At 35.2% G+C, this 18243-nt stretch carries 16 protein-coding genes; 3 read left to right on the forward strand and 13 right to left on the reverse strand.

Going from position 1 to position 18243, the window contains the following annotated elements; all coding sequences use genetic code 11:
- Positions 1–165 precede the first annotated feature (165 nt).
- Positions 166–1320 (forward strand): glycosyltransferase family 4 protein, encoded by a 1155-nt coding sequence (locus EV194_RS13030; RefSeq protein WP_132434480.1) that lies wholly within the window; start codon positions 166–168, stop codon positions 1318–1320.
- A 471-nt stretch (positions 1321–1791) separates the two neighbouring features.
- Here the strand turns inward: EV194_RS13030 and EV194_RS13035 are convergent, their stop codons facing one another.
- The 3 genes from EV194_RS13035 to EV194_RS13045 are packed head-to-tail and all read right to left on the reverse strand — an operon-like array spanning position 1792 to position 4410.
- Positions 1792–2055: a glycosyltransferase gene (locus EV194_RS13035; RefSeq protein WP_317128712.1), complete on the reverse strand. Its 264-nt coding sequence runs from the start codon at positions 2053–2055 to the stop codon at positions 1792–1794.
- Positions 2056–3102, reverse strand: coding sequence for a glycosyltransferase family 4 protein (locus EV194_RS13040; protein ID WP_132434482.1), 1047 nt, complete (start codon positions 3100–3102; stop codon positions 2056–2058).
- Positions 3103–3105: 3 nt separating this feature from the next.
- On the reverse strand, positions 3106–4410 hold the full coding sequence (locus tag EV194_RS13045; protein ID WP_132434483.1) for an O-antigen ligase family protein: 1305 nt from the start codon (positions 4408–4410) through the stop codon (positions 3106–3108).
- A 616-nt stretch (positions 4411–5026) separates the two neighbouring features.
- Here EV194_RS13045 and EV194_RS13050 point away from each other — a divergent pair.
- Together EV194_RS13050 and EV194_RS13055 are read left to right on the forward strand one after the other, a co-directional pair.
- Entirely contained in the window at positions 5027–5257 is a 231-nt protein-coding gene (locus tag EV194_RS13050) for a hypothetical protein (RefSeq protein ID WP_132434484.1), read from the forward strand.
- A complete protein-coding gene (locus EV194_RS13055) occupies positions 5247–5594 on the forward strand; it encodes a type II toxin-antitoxin system PemK/MazF family toxin (protein ID WP_132434485.1) in 348 nt (115 codons plus the stop codon). The genes EV194_RS13050 and EV194_RS13055 overlap by 11 nt, the downstream gene beginning before the upstream one ends.
- A 521-nt stretch (positions 5595–6115) precedes the next feature.
- Here the strand turns inward: EV194_RS13055 and EV194_RS13060 are convergent.
- From EV194_RS13060 to EV194_RS13105, 10 genes are all read right to left on the reverse strand, one after another.
- Positions 6116–9079, reverse strand: a complete 2964-nt coding sequence (locus EV194_RS13060) for a CotH kinase family protein (RefSeq protein ID WP_132434486.1) — start codon at positions 9077–9079, stop codon at positions 6116–6118.
- A gap of 282 nt (positions 9080–9361) precedes the next feature.
- The gene (locus EV194_RS13065; protein WP_132434487.1) at positions 9362–10102 is read right to left on the reverse strand and encodes a polyphosphate polymerase domain-containing protein; all 741 of its coding nucleotides are present in this window, start codon (positions 10100–10102) and stop codon (positions 9362–9364) included.
- A 15-nt stretch (positions 10103–10117) separates the two neighbouring features.
- Positions 10118–10807 carry a DUF4956 domain-containing protein gene (locus tag EV194_RS13070; protein WP_132434488.1) on the reverse strand — a complete coding sequence of 230 codons (690 nt, stop codon included), beginning with the start codon at positions 10805–10807 and terminating at the stop codon, positions 10118–10120.
- A 6-nt stretch (positions 10808–10813) separates the two neighbouring features.
- Positions 10814–11731: a glycosyltransferase family 2 protein gene (locus EV194_RS13075; protein WP_132434489.1), complete on the reverse strand. Its 918-nt coding sequence runs from the start codon at positions 11729–11731 to the stop codon at positions 10814–10816.
- A complete protein-coding gene (locus tag EV194_RS13080) occupies positions 11718–12656 on the reverse strand; it encodes a glycosyltransferase family 2 protein (RefSeq protein WP_132434490.1) in 939 nt (312 codons plus the stop codon). The genes EV194_RS13075 and EV194_RS13080 overlap by 14 nt, the downstream gene beginning before the upstream one ends.
- A gap of 28 nt (positions 12657–12684) precedes the next feature.
- Complete coding sequence (locus EV194_RS13085) at positions 12685–13794, reverse strand: glycosyltransferase family 61 protein (RefSeq protein WP_132434491.1); 1110 nt, start codon at positions 13792–13794, stop codon at positions 12685–12687.
- Positions 13795–13805: 11 nt separating this feature from the next.
- Positions 13806–14729, reverse strand: a complete 924-nt coding sequence (locus EV194_RS13090) for a glycosyltransferase family 2 protein (RefSeq protein ID WP_132434492.1) — start codon at positions 14727–14729, stop codon at positions 13806–13808.
- Between the two features lie 20 nt (positions 14730–14749).
- Positions 14750–15994 (reverse strand): hypothetical protein, encoded by a 1245-nt coding sequence (locus EV194_RS13095; protein ID WP_132434493.1) that lies wholly within the window; start codon positions 15992–15994, stop codon positions 14750–14752.
- Between the two features lie 64 nt (positions 15995–16058).
- Positions 16059–17039: a glycosyltransferase family 2 protein gene (locus EV194_RS13100; RefSeq protein ID WP_132434494.1), complete on the reverse strand. Its 981-nt coding sequence runs from the start codon at positions 17037–17039 to the stop codon at positions 16059–16061.
- A 24-nt stretch (positions 17040–17063) separates the two neighbouring features.
- The gene (locus EV194_RS13105) at positions 17064–18242 is read right to left on the reverse strand and encodes a glycosyltransferase (protein ID WP_132434495.1); all 1179 of its coding nucleotides are present in this window, start codon (positions 18240–18242) and stop codon (positions 17064–17066) included.
- Position 18243 lies beyond the last annotated feature (1 nt).

An 18243-nucleotide genomic window follows, 5' to 3' on the forward strand; every position in this document is an offset into this window, starting at 1 on the left:
AAAATAATTCAAATGTCAGACAAGGCACTCTTTTTTTTTAGCAAAACTTATGAATATTAATCACTCAAAAAGTCAACCAATATCAGGACGCCTCAACTGTTAACTGCTAACTGCTAACTGCTAACTGCTCACTGCTCACTGATATTTTTCTATCTTTGTAGAGCTATGACAAAAAACAAAAAACTTCGCATATTGGTGTTCATCGATTGGTACCTGCCGGGGTATAAGGCGGGGGGAGGGCAACGAGCATTCGCTAATTTAGTTAGCCATCTGCGTGATGAATTTGATTTTTATATTCTTACAAGAGACTGTGATTTTCAGGAGAGTGAGCCGTATGAAGGGATACAGCGGAATGAATGGACTGAAATGAGTTCAGGTGAGTTTGTTTATTATTTTCCTGAAAAGGAGGTTTCTTTTAACAGATACCGAGAGTTGTTTAAAGAGGTAAATCCGGATCGCATTTATATCAATGGAATCTATTCCTATAAGTTCTCAATTTTGCCATTAATTCTTTTAAGAAATACTGCTTTTAATGATAAAATTATATTGGGGACTTATGGAATGCTGGCTCCTACAGCCATTCGAATAAAGGGATGGAAAAAAAGGTTATTCCTATACATTGCCCATATAGCCGGCTTGTATAAAAATGTTGTTTTTCACGCAACCAGCGAGCAGGAAGAGATAGACGTTAAAAATGTTTTTGGCGAAAAAACAAAGGTAATGTTAGCACCTCATTTACCTGTTAAGAACTTTCCTAATTTGATTGATAAAATCAAGAAGGAGGGTGAGTTAAAGATGATTTCGCTGGCAAGGATTTCTCCTGAGAAGAATACATTATTTGCCTTGGAATGTCTTAAAGAGGTGAAAATGGCAAAAGTTGTACTTGATTTGTATGGACCTCTTTATGACCTTGAATATTGGGAGAAATGTTTGGAGGTTCTAAACTCACTACCCTCTAATGTAGTTATCACTCATAAAGGCATTGCAGAAGGAAATAGGGTATTGGATTTGCTGGCAAGTTATGACTGTTTATTTATGCCAACGCGGGGTGAAAACTTTGGATATTCAATATTGGAAAGTTTTATGGCGGGAAGACCGGTTATAATTAGTAATCGTACACCATGGAAAGGATTGGAAGCGAAGAAAGCGGGATTTGATCTTGATCTGAGCAATCCTGAGTGTTTTACAAATGCTGTTGAGTCTTTAGCCGCTTTAAATCAGGATGAATTCTCTGTTATGTGTCATGCTTCATGGAATGAAGCAAAAGCGTTTGTTAATAACCCAGAATTACGGGAATTAAATAGTGTATTGTTTTTGTGACTTTTTACTTCGTTATCTGTACATATAGCTTTATAGGTAAAACTTAATTCAAATATGCGGAAGTTTTACTTATATGGAAAATATGATAATTTCACATGTTTTGCATGTGTAAAACCTTGCAACCGGGTATTATCTTATTCTAATGTCAGTTTAGATTTACCCGTTATCATAACATTACAGCTTTAGCGCCGTAGGTGCTAAACATATTTTGTTTTTGTAAAAAGTGTGGTAAGTGTCTTTTAATTAAGTCCGGAATACAAGTTATTAGCTACGGTAACGTAATAAAGGTCCTTTTCTCAGAGAATTGATTCTCTTTTTTAAGTTTGGATTAATTTAAAAATTTCAGGTAGTCGATGACTAAAATAGTTTGGTATTTTTTCTGACATCAAAACTATTTTCCCCTTTTCAACCTGCAACAGGTTTGAATATATATGTTTGATTGTTTTGTTATAATAGTTGGTTTCTTTTTAACTATTTGATGCTGCTGTAAATCTCTTCATAAATGGCGGCGTATTGGGCGGCGACTTCTGCTGGTTGAAAGCGTTCTGTATTATTTAATCCGTTTTTGATGAGGGTTTCTCTGTAATCCTTATTATTGATGATTTTTAATACTCCTTCCCTCATATCATTTTCATCGTAAGGATTTACAAAACATGCACCATTGCCGGCTACCTCCGGCATGGAGGAGATGTTGGAGGTGATTACCGGGCGACCGGTGGCCTGTGCCGAGAATATTTATTTTTTGATTATATGTTTCAACAGTTTCTCAACCCACATGTTAGGTGTGTAGGAAATGCCAATTTCGTGACTTGCTGTGGCCATTTCTATTAGGCTTTTATCTGATAGTGTCATCATCTTTTTTAAGGCTGATTTTAGGTCTGTCTTTTCTTCATTTGCAAAGAGAAAGCCGTTGGTTTCGCTTTTTAAAAACTGTGTATGACTTCCAACAGCATCAGACAGGATCATAGGAAAACCGGCAGCTGCCATTTCATGCACAACGACTCCCCAAGGTTCAAATCGACTGGGTAAAACAAAAACACCTGCCTTACGTAAAATTGTTTTAAGTTCACCAGGTTGAACAAAACCAAAGTGCTTGATTTTTGGATGTTTTATAGCCTGGTCAAACAAGTCTCCCGTACCTACACACCATAATTCCCAGTCATTATTCTCCTCTGTTTGGAGTTCAATAAATGCATCAAACAATAAATCTAAGCCTTTAGCTTTTATGTAACGACCAACATATATCAACCGTTTTGGAAATTCTTCTGCTTCAATTCTATAAGAAGATTCATTAGAGAATAGATCTACATCAGCACAATAGACTCCTGTATGAATACTTTCGTTGTTAAAGCCAAGCTTTTGTGCGTAGGTTTTTTGGGGACTTCCGGAAACCCATATGTGGTTGAAATAGGGATGAATGGTAAAGGAAGATAGCATACACATGAGCTTTTGCTTTGCGGTGCCATGCCATTGATTGTCCATGCCCATAATGGTTGGAATTCTATTTTTGAACTGCCTGCAGACAGAAAGATAGCCCTTATCAATCCATCCGCTTGTAAATATAAAATCAGGAGAAATACTATTTGCTAATTCAATTAAATCCCGGGAGGAATAGTCATTGCGTTCGTAGATTTTTACATTTTCTGCAAAGCTAAATGTAAAGGGAGCTTCCCGATTAACCGGCCAACGCACGATATGAACCTCAGCTATTCTTTTTGATAAGGTATTTATACAAGCCATAAAATACCCGGAAAGTTCTGTATATAGAAATAATGCTCTCATATTCTAATCCTGCTCTATGAATTCATTTTCATTATATGCATAAAAGTTGGGATTGCTCATCATTGTAAGAATGATGACAGCGACAATTGTGAATGGATTTAAGGATGCAATCAACCAGGATTCAACCGAAACTGATATCAGCATACCAAAAAAGAGAGCCCATATCATGTTGGAATACCTCGATGCTTTTATGAAGTTTGTTATCCATCCAATAGAGAACAACAACAAACCAATGAGTCCTGTATCAATCCATATTGTTAACCAACTGTTATGGAAATTACCTACATGCCCTTTTGATGCAAGAGATAATTGGTGTATGGATAAAATGTGTTCATTGTATGCAAATCCTTTGCTAAACCAGAAATTTTGATGTATGTATTGCCAGGCTAATTCGGTTACGTAAATTCTTCCTGAACCAGTTTCAAGTGTCTCCAGACGAAAATAATCAGTTAGACCCAAATAAGTTACAACTTCCACAAAATTATTCATCACCAAGGTTGATGAAAAGAAAATTACAGTCATTGAAATAAATGCCATTACGGCACTTTTACGAAAAAGGACCCATGCCAGCATAAAGATTAAACAAGCAAAGATGCCACCCCTGGATCCTGCAAAAATCTGAGAAAGGGCGATTATTGAATAAATGATTATTGTTTCTTTATTTGAAAATAATTGTTGATGATAATGCTTTATTGTTGTAAAAAGAGCGAGAAAGACAAATCCATAAATACCTATGGCATTTGGGTTTCCAAGGAGGCCGGAGTATCTTTCGCCAGCGAACAAAACAAAACCCGGGTTTATTACTCTCAGAACCAGACCGACTCCAAGTAGTATTGTTCCCAGGTAAACCAGATGTGTTAGAAACCGATCTCGCTGATCATTGATTAATAGATTGACTATGCCAGGAATGGTTGCTAAAAAGATCAAATAGGAAAGAGTTTTTTGAAATCCAGTTGTAAGCCTCGGGCTCTCCACCAAGGAGTAGAATGCAATGATGAAAAATGGAATGAATGGTTTATAAAATGATGATTTCGGGTGATTTGTGTTTGTGTAAAGTAAAAAGGCCAACGTGATAAGAACCAATGGTTTTATTGTTTCAGCGAATGAAAACATTATTTTACGACTATCGCTCAAAGTTAATATGAGCCAAAAGCCCAATAGCAACCATAGCCATTCTCCTTTTTTTTGAATAATGAACATGTGTAATGGGACTAGTGCATAAACCAAAGGTCCGGCAAATACACCCAAGGCCACCCAGAATAGGAGGGTGAGGTAGTTGTTTTTTTCGTATAGGAGGTTTTGAAGCATGGTTTTAGTTGGAAATCGGAATATGGAGACCGGAGACCGGAAATCGGAGACCGGGAATTGGAGACCGGAAACCGGAGACTGGAATTTGGAACGATGCTTTATTTGCCATTTTTATGTTCTTTTTTACGCAAATATAATAATTATGGCGAGTGGAAGAATGCTCTTTATCTATCTTTCGTATTTTTTTAGCTTTGTGGTTGGCTGCCCCTTTGGGGCGATTGCTTCCCAAGGCGGTGCCGTTGGGGTGAATTAAGCTGCCCCGTTGGGGCGGGATTGCAAGGCTGAAAGCCTTATTTATTATGGCCCGGGGCATCGCCCCCGGGCATATGGGATATATTGAATTTTTGCGCCCTGAAAGGGCAGCTTAATAATTTTATATTATTTATTGCTTCCCAAGGCGCTACCGTTGGGGTAGATTGAGCTGCCCCGTTGGGGCGGGCGGGGAATAGCCAGAGGGAAATTCTGTATGTTGCCACTATAGCGCCGTAGGTACTAAATCTATGTTGTGCCGCATGCATATCCCTTAACGAACACGCAAAAATTTACAATGCATAAAAATTGCCTTGACAAATACATGTATATGATATATATTTGTGATATACTAATTAGATATACCATGAAAACAGTATCATTAAAAATTGACGATTCTATATTCGGCGAGACTGAAAATATTCTTGCACGGATTAAAAAGCCGAGAAACCGATATATTAACGAAGCAATTGATTATTATAATCGGATTCAAAAAAGACAGATACTTGAAAAACAACTCAAACGAGATTCTGATTTAGTAAAAAATGAATCATTAAGCGTACTAAAAGATTTCGAAAGGGTTGATTATGTCGATTAAACGATTTGAAATTTGGATTGCTGACTTGAACCCTCAAATTGGGACAGAGCCTGGAAAAACAAGACCTGTTTTAGTTATCCAAACCGATTTGTTAAACAAGATTCCACATCCTTCAACGATAATTTGCCCAATTACCACAAATGTTGAGAAAGAAGCAGATATACTGAGAGTTCATTTGAAAAAAGGAATGGCTAATCTGCATGAAAACTGCGATATTATGATTGACCAGATACGTTCAATTGATAATAATCGGTTGATAAAAAAGGTTGGTAATTTACCTACTGAGTTGATTGATAAAGTCAAAGAAAGTATAGTGATAATACTTGATTTGGACTGAGACTGAAAAATGTACGACGGCACAACATTATGTATAAAATATTTGGGAGTATAGTGGTTACTTGATGCCGCACATGCGGGACTGCCCCGCATCAGCTTTTGTAACGGCAGACAGGTACGACGCCCGCAATCCCCAAAATTGATTCCCAAGGCGGTGCCGTTGGGGTGGAATGAGCTGCCTCGTTGGGGCGATTCTGCCCAAGGCTATATCGCTGGGCATTAAGGCTGAAAGCCTTATTTATTATCGGTCGGGGCATTTTATTCTCCAAGGCGTCTATCTTTCCCCAAGGCTCTGCCGTTGGGGTAGATTGAGCTGCCCCGTTGGGGCGATTTTCGGGCAAGGCTGAAAGCCTTATTTATTATCGCCCGGGGCATCGCCCCCGGGCATATGGGATATATTGAATTTTTGCGCCCTGAAAGGGCAGCTTAATAATTTTATATTATTTATTGCTTCCCAAGGCGGTGCCGTTGGGGTAGATTAAACTGCTCCTTCGGGGCGGATTCTCCTTGTTGTTGATGCAATTAATTCTCAGCTCTAATAAAAATGGCAGTGAGTTCTATATCGTCATTGGGGGTTATTTTCAACTCTCTTTGATTGCTGTCAATTTCCTTCCATTTATGAAACTTGTATCCTGGTTCTGGTATTGCGGTTATTGTTATGGGGATTTCGCTAAAATATACTCCGTTCCATGGGTATGGATTTTCTGAAATGCCGGGGGTAGAGGGATGTATGTCAATTGTGTTTATGCTTATAAAACCTTTCTTTGAACAACACACGTTTATGTTTACGTTTATTTCTTTTTCTATATCAAAATGTTCCATAATATGTGCTCGTTGGAATGACGGACGCTCGTTTGCGAATTTAATAAGCATGTCAATATTTTCATTCCATGCATCGATGTCATTTGGTGCATTCCATCGCTTTATATGGTCTTGAATTTCAGGTTCATAAAGTGACTTCATTTCAAGGATTGTTTCACTCACGAATTTAGGCGTAAATACAGAATTAAGTAAGTCTGTAAACCTGATTATAAAATCAGTTCTAAAGTCTGGGTTGTTTAGTAAGTTTTTTGAAATCAACGTAGACCAATTATTAGGCCTTGTGGCATACGCCAAAGTGTTATGAGTATAAGAAACGCTATCACTCAATATACCTAGAGAATAAACACCAAAACCATTATCAGTATCAAATACCATCCATCGCCACCTTCCGTCGCTATAATTATTTGATGGTATGGAGTCTGAAACTTTGTTTACACGCCAATAATCAATATTTGACTGTGGCCAATCAATATTTTGAATATATATGTTTGCTATAATGTAATCTCTGTAATTGTCTAAATCCATTAGATTTTTTACTTCATTGTAGTTCTTACTAATAGATAGATCATTATTTTTTATAAAATCTATCATATCCAAATAATGGTTCGCACTACCTTCTTTAACGGTTGCATTTCCTGTTAATAAATCAATTTTTTCTGGATCTATATTGTAAGTTCTCGATAAATAGTATTTATCATATCTCTCACGTATATTGATTATCCCCCAATATTCACCATTAATATAAAGTTTTGATGGTCTTGATCCTTGTGTGTCAAAATTTAAAGATGAAATTATTTTTTGTATTGCAGCATCCTTAAACCAGATTCTATCATACCCGGAGTTTCTTAATATTAATCTTTTAAAGTTACAATCCTTTACGCCTTCAAAGAATTGATAATTAAAACCTTCTGTTTTATAGTATTCAATATCTGAATATAGTCTAAATGACTTTAATGGAGCTGCTCTCGAGGATCCCCCGTGAATTCTTAGTCCTGCATATTGGTTTATAACAGCAATCTCATGTATAGGATCAAAAAACTCAATGTTAGCAGGTATTTCCCAAGAATTTCCTCTTCTATGATAATTTCCATGCCACATCCATCTATTACCGGGCAAGTTTTCCTTTCTCCAATTTGAATAATCTATACCAGCTACATATATTCCATAATGATAATCAAATAAATCACTTTCCTGAGCAGAAATTGATATAGTTAATAGGTCGGACTCCTTTTTATTATTTATAAAATAGGTGTGAGTTGCAATTTTACTTGGGATTTGATGATTACTAATAGCAACAGCTCTAATTACTATACTTTTTTTTGTAGGAGTTTCAGGAATATATCCTGGGAATACTTTAGGGTCATGATGAATTGTTGAGGATATTTGCGTTATTTTATCCGAGTTATTTGATCTGTCTAATATTTTAATAGGATTAGAGTATTTATTTGTTATGAATTTCTCTGTTTTGATTTCTCCGAAAGAATGCCATGGATACCAAGGATAACTGTTTCTATACTTATAAGTTGTTCCATCCAGATTATTGGGATCTGGTATCGATCCATCCAGAGTATAGTAAATGGAAACTTCAGGGTCGGGATGAGAAAGTATTAAATTGAATTCTTCGCTAAAAAATCCCCCTTTATGCGAGAATTCTGGTGGTTCCAGAGAGCTTACTGCCATTGGCAGTACTCCTCTTCTAGCATAAAAAATTGTATTCCAATATCGTCTGATTGGGGCGTAAGGATCGAAATCCATTTCAGGCATTACATTATCTCTGATATCCAGACTTGCCTTAATTCCTTTATCCCAATCATCCTGAAGTGCTCCCTGAGACATTAATTCTGCTAAAACGGTTGTTTCGCTTATGTTACAGTTTCTGATGTTTAATCTGGTTAAATTTGTTAGTTTTCTCAGATATCTGATGTCATTTCCAACCGGAACATTTCGGAGTATTAAAGTTTTTAAATTTGTAATATTTGATAATGGTTCAAGGGTTTCAATATTGATGTTTGAATGCAGGTTCAAGGACTCTAAATTACTGAGAAATTCAAGAGCTGAAATTGATTTAACATTGTTTTCTCTCAGGTTTAAGTGTTTCAGGTTTGTTAATTGTCTTAAAGGGGCTATATCTGAAATAAGATTGTTATTAAGCCCTAGTCGCTCTAATGATGTAAAGGAAGCCAATACCGAAATATCAGTAATCGCATTTGCATTAAGTTTCCCTGATGTATTTGGGCTGTTTCCTAATTCAAGTCTTCTTAAATTCAGATCTTTTAATTCTTCAAATCCAATTGTTACGAGGCACGATATTTCATTATTACGAAGATTTAATGCAGTAAGCATTCTGAGTTGTGACAACTGAGAGAGGTCAGAAACAGAATTATATTCCAGATTTAAATTGGTTAATCTCCTAAGATGTTCAACTCCGCGTAAATTTTTCAGATTACTGTTGGATGCATCAAGTTCTATGATTGAAAGCAAACTTGTCCTGTATATCAAACCTTCAGGTCTGTTAATTTTTTTTCGAATAACAGCCTCTAATTCATTGTTGTCAAATTCGATTATGGGGTTATATCTAGTTGCAAATATCAGAATTATAAATAACAACAAGACAGAACCAATAGCCGCAAATATTTTTTTAAAAGTGAGAGATTTATCCTGCATTGAACAGTTTTATTTACAATAGATCGTTAGACTTTTCCCGAGTTATTCGGGATTAGATTTAAGATACTGAGCACAGCGAAGTTTGAACGCAGTGAAATTCCGATACTTTAATTTAGTTTCTTCGGAACCCGCTCAGCGGGATTAGACACAAGTAAGTCTCTTATTATCAGTTGGTTGTAGGGTGTTACAGTAAGTTTATAAACGTTTGATAATTAGGCAAATAAAAAAGATTACCGAACTATTGATATAGATATCATTTAAATAGTTAGTATCTGAATAGCATTACCTTACAACAATAATGCCTCCGGGATGGTGCAAATCTTTTCTGGAAACCTGTATGGCTTGTGTGAATTTACTGTTTGCTATAGCCTTTAATCCATAAATATGGACTAATTGATGAACCCATTTGGGAGGAGATTTCTTGAATTTTATCTCCATAATTATTGCATTTCGGTGGTGCTCTTTGTAGAAAGCCTTATTTGGGAATAATTCATTCGCATGTGTACTTTCAACATTATGGTCAAATGTTATTCGTAAGTCACCTTTATAACGCGTTTCGTAGCCCTCCCTGCGATACTGTGTAATAACCTTCGGTTCAAGACTTTTAATTTGCATGAGTCTTTCAAACTCCTCCAGAACAGGATCATTCTCAAGCCAATGCTTATTAATAAGAAATTGTTGGTATGTTTCTGTTGATATAAAAGCACTTTTCTTTATTACCAAACCGGACTTTCTCCCTTTCAATTCAACCCGTATGGGGGCATTTTCTGTAAAACGATCATGATAGGTGCGGATTCGGAATTTAATTCTCTCATTGTCACCACTCATTTTTTCGTGATACGCACTTAAGCTATGGGTATCAAAATACAAGCTTCTAACCAGATAACCAGCCTTTTGGGAAGATCTTGTAAATTTGTCCTTTTTCATATTTGCTTTTACCATATTGCGAATTTTCAAATAGGTAAAATATGAGATTCGATACTTTAATTCAAACCGGCTGTTATTTAAAAGGTCATGTGTCATTTTAAGTAGGTTGTTTTATACCGGGAGAGCGACTTGAGGAGCTAACAGCGAAACTTTTTCAATGGATTTTAATTCTTTTAAGCTGCTAATCAACTCATCAGCTGTTTTACCTGAGATTTTGTTAAATCTGATTTCAAAGATGATTTCCCATGAATCATCTTCCAACTCTTTTGAACGAATCTGATTCTCTTTTGTGTACTTCTTTATTATTGAACTGATTGAATCAAAGTTATATAATGAATTTCCACTGATGATCAGAACATAGTCAATATTGGAGGATTGCCCGTACCTTATAAAATGTAAGGCAAACATGATTATGCTGATGATGATTGAGGAAATGATAACTATTGTCCAGTTATAAGTACCGCATCCCAAACCTACAGCAATTACCCAAAAAAGGAATACCATATCACGGGTATCTTTGATAGGTGTTCGGAATCGGATAATCGACAGAGATCCAATTAAACCCAATGAAAGAACAAGGTCGCCTCTGATAAATAGCATTACAATTGATACGATAGGAGCTAAAACGACTAGAGTTGTCATAAATGATAGCTCAAAAGTTAATCCGCGATGTGTGTATTTATATACCTGAGATATAACGAAGGAGACTGCTGTAGCCAAAAGTAAAGAAATAATGATGCTCAGGAGATCAGGTTTTGATACTGACAGTGTACCCCTTATTAATTCTAAAATCTGTTCCATGGTTTTTTAATGTTTATCTTTTAATTGCTTATTAAATTTTACCGGATTTAAGTATCCTTTTATTACCGATTTGTATGGTATTTCAAACTGATACTTATTATTTAATCGTTTAAAGGTGGTTGCTACAGAAAAAAGCAGAGCTAAAACAATTGCTTTAGCTCTGTTTCTTTTTTGCAGATAGAGTATCTGATTGATTCTGGCCAGCGCATCTCTCCATGTAAAAAGGAAACAATTAGATTGCTGATGAAAGTGTTTTATGGCACAACCAGACCAATAATAAACTTGATAACCTGCCGTATGTAGTCTTTCGCAAAAATCATGTTCTTCGCCATACATAAAGAAATCTTCATCAAAGCCTTTGATAAATTTAAATGCTTCGGCTTTTACAATAAAACAGACTCCGTTAATTACTTCAACAGGATAAAGCTTTGGATATGCTTCTGTGATGGATTTGAAGTTTTGGTTTTTCTTAAAGTTTTTGGCGTTTTTAATGGAGGTGTGTTGCATTATGGTGTTTTGAACATCTCCGGATGGGGTTATTACACCGGGCCCAATAAGGCCTGCATCGCAGGTGCTGTCAAATTCTTCTATGATTTTACTAATGTAATTGCCATTAACTATAGAAGTGTCGGTATTGATGATGTGGTAGTATTTTGCTCCCAGTTTCTTTGCATATTCTGCACCAAAATTAATCCCTGCACCATACCCGCTGTTGCTGTGGTTTTGAATCACATGGATTTTATCGTCAGTGAGTTGTTGTTTCAAAATCTCAAATACTTCAGGTGTGGAAGGATTGTCTACAACAACAATTTCATGATTGCTGTATTCTGTTTTTGCCAGCTGATTTACAATACTAACGCATTCATCGGGTGCATTATAATGAACCAATATGGTAACCAGGAGCGGCTTTTTACAAATTGTCATATAAACTACTGGTATTTACAGGGAAGATGAAATATCTTAATTTGAACCATCTGTTTTTTATTTGTTTCTTTCCTTGAAATAAGGAGATGAAAAATCGTAAAAACAATGAAATTCCGAACAATGTGTTATAGCAGAACAAATCTATGGTTTGCTGATGCTTTTTGAAGTAGTACCGCATCCCGTAATAGTTGTCTAAATCAAGTATGGTTCGAATCTCTCTGTTTTCGGTACCACCTTTGCTTTGATGATGTAGTATATGAATATGTGGTAGTTGTATTATGTTATAGCCATCTTTGATAATGGTTTTACAAAGATCAACATCCGATACGTAATTAAAATAATATTCATCCAGCAGCCATTGATTTCGAAACATAATGGCAGCCCCAGCCGGTTGTTCAACTTCCCGTGGAGTGCTGAATGAGATGTCCTGACAAGTGTATTTCCTATAACAGGAAAATCGGTTCCACCACCTTTGGGGTACAAACGATTCTACCCATAAACCACAGGGGGCTGGAAATCTGCGTGTATAGTTTTGTAAAGTTCCGTTAGGGTATAAAAGAGAAGGCGCCACAGCGCCTGTTTCCGGATGTTCATCAAGGTATTCTGCCATTTTATGCAGTGTGCCGGGTTGCAAACTGGCATCGGGATTCAGGAACATAATGTATTGACCATTTGCAGCACGTATTCCAATGTTGTTCCCTTCGGTAAAACCGTTGTTTGTTTTATTCCTGATTAACTTTAATTTTTTGCCGATGTATGGTTCTATAATCCTGGCTGTTTCATCCTGAGAATGATTATCCACCATGATGATTTCAGTATCCGGTTCATTCAGGCACGATTTGATGTTGTCCTCAATAACATCGGCACAGTTGAAGGTGACTGTTATGATGGATATTTTGGGAGAAATATTTGTTTGTTTATTCATATTTTACTTGTCTATCAAACTTTCTATTTTATTGGTTTAATTGTGAGTTTTGATCTAATTTATCAAGCATTACATCAATTTTTTCGCATAATAAATCAGTATTAACAACTACATTTTCATTTCTAGTACTGCCATTAAGAGTTATCGAATCGTAGAAGAAATTTAATCTTTTCGCATGCAATTCAAAGCCTCTATAGCTAGAGACTAATTTTGACGAAAAAATTTCTAATAATGCTCCTCCCTTGTTTTGACACCAAATAAGATTTGTTAAACCAGCGCCATGTGGTGATATTATAAAATATGAGTTATGAAATAGTTCTGCTTGCTCATTTAGTGATAATTTACCTGGTATAACTGTCTCTATATCGTATCTCCTTAATAAAACATCAGAAATTTCCTCATCATTAGTAAATTTTCTTACAGAGGCATCTTGCCTGCTTATATAAATTTTTCTGAATGGTTTTATTTTTGGTAATTCTGCTCTTAAAATTGAACCGAAATGATTTTTAAACCAAACACGGTATGATTCAGGAAAGTAGGCTCCTGAATTTAGGTCAAAGTCATCCGGACTTTTTGATAGAAAAGGAAGTTCAATATAATATTCACATTTAGCTCTTATGAATTCCGGCAAATATTTTATTTCAATGTTTTTATTAAATGCTTTAAACAGCAACTCCAATTTTTCATTACGTTTATAGGGTAATAGTAGAGTTATTATTTTATCCAGAAAAAAACTATTACGTAAAAACCATAGACGAGGAATTGATTCTATAAATAGATGATAATAATTGTTTTTTGAAAAAGGTGTATCAATTGAGCAGGCATATCCCTTGATATCAATGCAAAGATAATTTCTGAATAGTTTATTCTTTACATGTTCCCTTAAATCCCACGAATTAACAAAGCTGTGTATTGAAAGGATGTTATACTTTTCAATAACACTATATTGATGCCATACCTTAACATTGTTATAAATTCTTATCTTAGATGGATTTGACCTTGAGTTTTCGTGAAAATCTTCAATTATTTCATCTGGCATTATTTCACCAGTTGTTGTTTTATATAATGTTACCAAATTCATTAGGTTGGCAACTATCTTATTTTTGTTGTTAAGGATTTTCTTCAAAGTGACCATCATAGAATTTCTTGTTATCTATTCCAAATTTCTTCAAGTTGCTGAACCGTTTGATCTCTGTCCGGTAATAATGGTAATAGAAAATATTTAAGACTCATTTTGAGCATTATCCACGAGAAAGAAATTCCAATTTTGTAATTTGTTTTAATGAGATCTTGTATATAGTTCTTATTTTGTTTTGTTTTTAAGCGGTATATAAATAGAGCATGATTTGCTTTTACTAATATGGAATTCTTAAAATTTTTTAGCTCCAACATTATTATTGTTTTTTCCAACACCCTCACCATGGTTACATTCATCCGCATTTGGTTAGAGGTCATACTACCTTTGCGAATGCGTACTTTGGAAAGAACGCCGGGAGTGAAACCAAATTTTGAACCGTTTAAAGCCATTCTTAGCCATAAATCCCAATCTTCCAACTCACGCAAGGTTTCATCAAACAAGCCTGCATTAACAACAGCATCTTTGCGAACCATTACAGAATTTACATGGATAAAGTTACCATAAATCAGGTACTCAATCACATTACCTGTGTAAACAGGAAAGCTGACATCTCTGGTGTTGTCAAAGTTGTCTTCTATAAACCATTCTGAATTTGAATAGACAATATCAATGGATGGGTTTACATCGAGATATTTTTGTTGAACAGTTAATTTATCAGGTAAAATCAGATCATCGGCATCTAAAAACACCAGGTATTCACCTTTTGCGTTTAAAATGCCAGTATTGCGGGCACCTGCAAGACCTTTATTTTCATGTTCAATATATTTTAATCTTTTGTTTGAAAAATAAGGTGATAGTACCTCTGCTGTGTTGTCTGTTGAGCCATCATTTACTAATATTATTTCATAATTTTCTTCTTTCGAGTTTAGAACGCTTTCAATGGTATCGCAAACCATGTGGGCACTGTTGTAGCTGGGGATTATTATTGAAATCATTTGGTTATGTGGTGTTTGTATTAAAGGAGAGCTAAGAAGTTAAATGTAGAATATGACAGCAACAAGAGTTGAAAGAATAGCAATCCGTTGTAATATTTCATCTTTGGTTTAAATTCTTCAAGTTTTACAGCCCCGGCAATTACGATTAATGCACTTGACAATAGTAACCATCGAACTTCTACATTTGTAATAATAATAAATGAGAAAAAGAAAATCAGATATAATGCAATTGTAGCATAGAAAAAATCAACAGTAGGATTAAAAGTTAGCTTTTTGTTTCTCAAATAAACCGGAATTAGAAAAAACAAAAAAATACCTGTAAATCGCAAAGTATATCTTAATGAAGAAATTGAATCATAAAAAAACTCTCTGATAGTCCTTGTTAAGTCCCACGTTAGTGATTCTTTCAGATTACGCGGCAAGGCATTTTCACCATGCGTATTGAGATACATTGCAACATCTTCCCAAGTGGCCCATTCTGGGGGATTTAAGGTGCCTCTTTCATACATTAGTTGGGCTACATATTGTCGTTGACTCCAATTGTAGGGCAGATCATCCGGATTTTTATTTTCATGTTTGAAACTACCGTAGGTAATTAAGGCGGGAGTTTGAATCATTAGAAAAATAATGACTCCTGGTAATGCTGAAAGGGATATTTGTTTTATTGCTCTAAGATTTAGATTTTTCCAAAAGATAATAAGAAATATACCAGGGATATACATTATTGTCATGGGTCTTGTAAGCCATGCCAGAAATAAAAAAATGAAACTATAAATTAAAGGTTTGTATTTTAACTTTATACGATAGGAATTTGCGTGCTCTAAACTCCAAAGTATAAACAAGAAGAAAGTGTAGTCGTTGATTGCAGAAAAGTAAAATTGTAAAGTAACAGTAATATGTACAATGGCCAAAAAAGCAATAATTTGAATACTAAGAGTATTCAAATATTTTTTTATTACAAATGCCAGAGATATTAAAAATAGAACAGCGCTTATTAAAGATGATAAACGCATTGCATATAGGTTTGACATGTTGAATAGCTCTGAAAGGAGATATGAGATTGAAAGGTAGGTGTATGATATCCCTCCAGAAAAAGTGTTCCAAAATCCATTGTTTTTTAGTCTGGCTAATTCGTCAATAAAGTAGTTTTCGTCTCCTAGAGGTATTGAAGTTTTAGTTAAACAGTTCCATACGCCCATTAGAATATTCAAAATTAATAATGCTATTGAAATTATTATTAAGCTTTTGTTTATGTGTTGTTTCATGAAATTTGACTGTTATTAACCACCCCTCCTATGAAGTGGATATAATGTATTTTTTCTTTTGAACTCATGAATGCAATATTTTCCACAACCGACTCACACCGGCACCTTTAATAAAAGTCAATTCCATAATATTGAAATAAGCAAACAGACGTATTTCAGTCATTGAAATATTATTTACAATACGAATGTTATTCATTTCACGGTATAATTCAGCAACAGGTCTGACACCGGGCAATTTGGTGTAGAATAACAAGGAATGAAATATATTAATGGTGAAGTTATCCAGATATTGGATGTATTCTGGTTTATGCTGTTTTAATAAGAGATAAATTTCCTTGTAATACAAAAGAACCGAATCGGTTGTTTTTGTTAGGGAATTGGAATTTGTTCTTTTTATTCGGTTGTTAGGTTGCCGGTAGAAACAATCTGGTTCTGACTCTTTAAATACTTTGAATTTTGGATTATGGCATAGCAGTATTTTGCTATGAAATTCCGGATCCTGAAGGCGTTGGTAGTTTTCAGATAACCAAATTTGGTTATTGTTCAAAAAAGATGATCTCCATAACGGGCAAGTGGTTTGCCAGGGTAGCTGATAGGATAAAAACATTGGTAGGTAATCTTGGTCATTTTCACAATATTTATTTATGTTTTGATCGCTGTCTCCAACGTTATTTTGAAATATACGCATATTAAAAACCCCGAAATCCAATCCGGGGTATTTACCCATTTGCTTAATTCTATTCTCCAGACAATAGGGAGCCAATAAATCATCTGCATCCAAAAATAAAGCATATTCTCCTTTGGTATTTTCAATTCCAATGTTTCGGCATGCTGAGGCGCCTTTGGGTTGGTTGGTTCGCTTAAATAGTTTTATTCTGCTATCATCAACACTTAACTTTTGAATGATTTCCGGGGAGTTGTCGTTTGACCCATCATCAATTACCAGCCACTCCCAATTCTGATGGGTTTGATTTTGTATTGAGTTCCAGGTTTCTTCAATATACTGTGCTGAATTATAATTGGGGGTGATGATGGAGATGAGCATATTAGAGAGAAGTGAATTTTTGAATTACTGTTGTTTTTTAGCTGCTTCGAACAGAAGAGTTTTTATTTTTTCAACTCTTTTTCCCGGCTCGCAAAGTTTTAAAATGTGTTCACGTCCTGCTTTTCCCATTTGTTCTGCGATTTTAGGGTTCTGAATAAGATAGATAATCTTTTGTGCCATAGCTTCGTAATCATATTCCGGGACAAGATAGCCTGTTTTACTTTCAATTACATTTTCAACAATACCATTATGGATGGTTGAAACAACAGGTAGTCCGTGTAGCGCAGCTTCTGCCATACTAATTGCAAATCCTTCAGTGTCGCCGGATGTGGCTGTTACACTGTGTTGGGCATAAATCCAATGGTTGTTTAATAATGGAAAACTCTCTTCTCTGGATAATGCCCCATGAATAGTAACGCATTCCTTCAGATTTAACTCTACTATGGTGTTTAGGACTATTTCCTTTAAATATCCATCACCAATTATGCTTAATGTTGCATCAGGAATTTGATTACGTACAATTTTAAATGCATGTAACAGAGCAACAGGATGTTTTTTTTCTGTCAGACGACCAAGAAAGATAATGGAGGGCGGTTTTTGAGTCTTCTCTTTCCAGACTTGCGGGTAAATATTTTCACCACTGACCCCTAGATGAATGACTTTGATTTTCTCTTCATCACAACCTAATAGAATCAAGCGTCGTTTTATATAGTTGCTGGCTGCAATAAAATATTTTGCCTTTGCAAATAACTTCTCCAAATCTTTTTTATATGCCACATTATTTGTGGCCGACGTTATGTCGTAACCATGAACATGTACAATAAATGGAATCCTGTTTGCTTCGAGGTAACCGGCAATTAATACTGCCGTTGTAGCATATTCAATAAATGCGATGTCAAATGAGGGAAGTTTGCACTTTCTTAATTGTTTTTGCGCCAACCATTTTTCAAAATTTAATAAATTTTGTTCTCCTTTATTTCTTAGTTGGCTTATTCTGTATATTCGGTTTTTTAAAGATGGTTTACAATCTGAAAAACCAGCATTTATAATGGGGTAAGAAGCGTCCGTTTTAACAGAAATTGAATTTCCGGAAATGAAAGTTAACTCAATATCCTGATTTAAATTCAAGCCATTTATTAGATCGGCAATAAACGTTTCTGAATTTGATGTGTTTGAATGAGTTAGGTAAGCAAGTTTTAACATA

It is taken from the genome of Natronoflexus pectinivorans, from assembly GCF_004345615.1.
GTDB classification, from domain to species: Bacteria; Bacteroidota; Bacteroidia; order Bacteroidales; family Marinilabiliaceae; genus Natronoflexus; species Natronoflexus pectinivorans.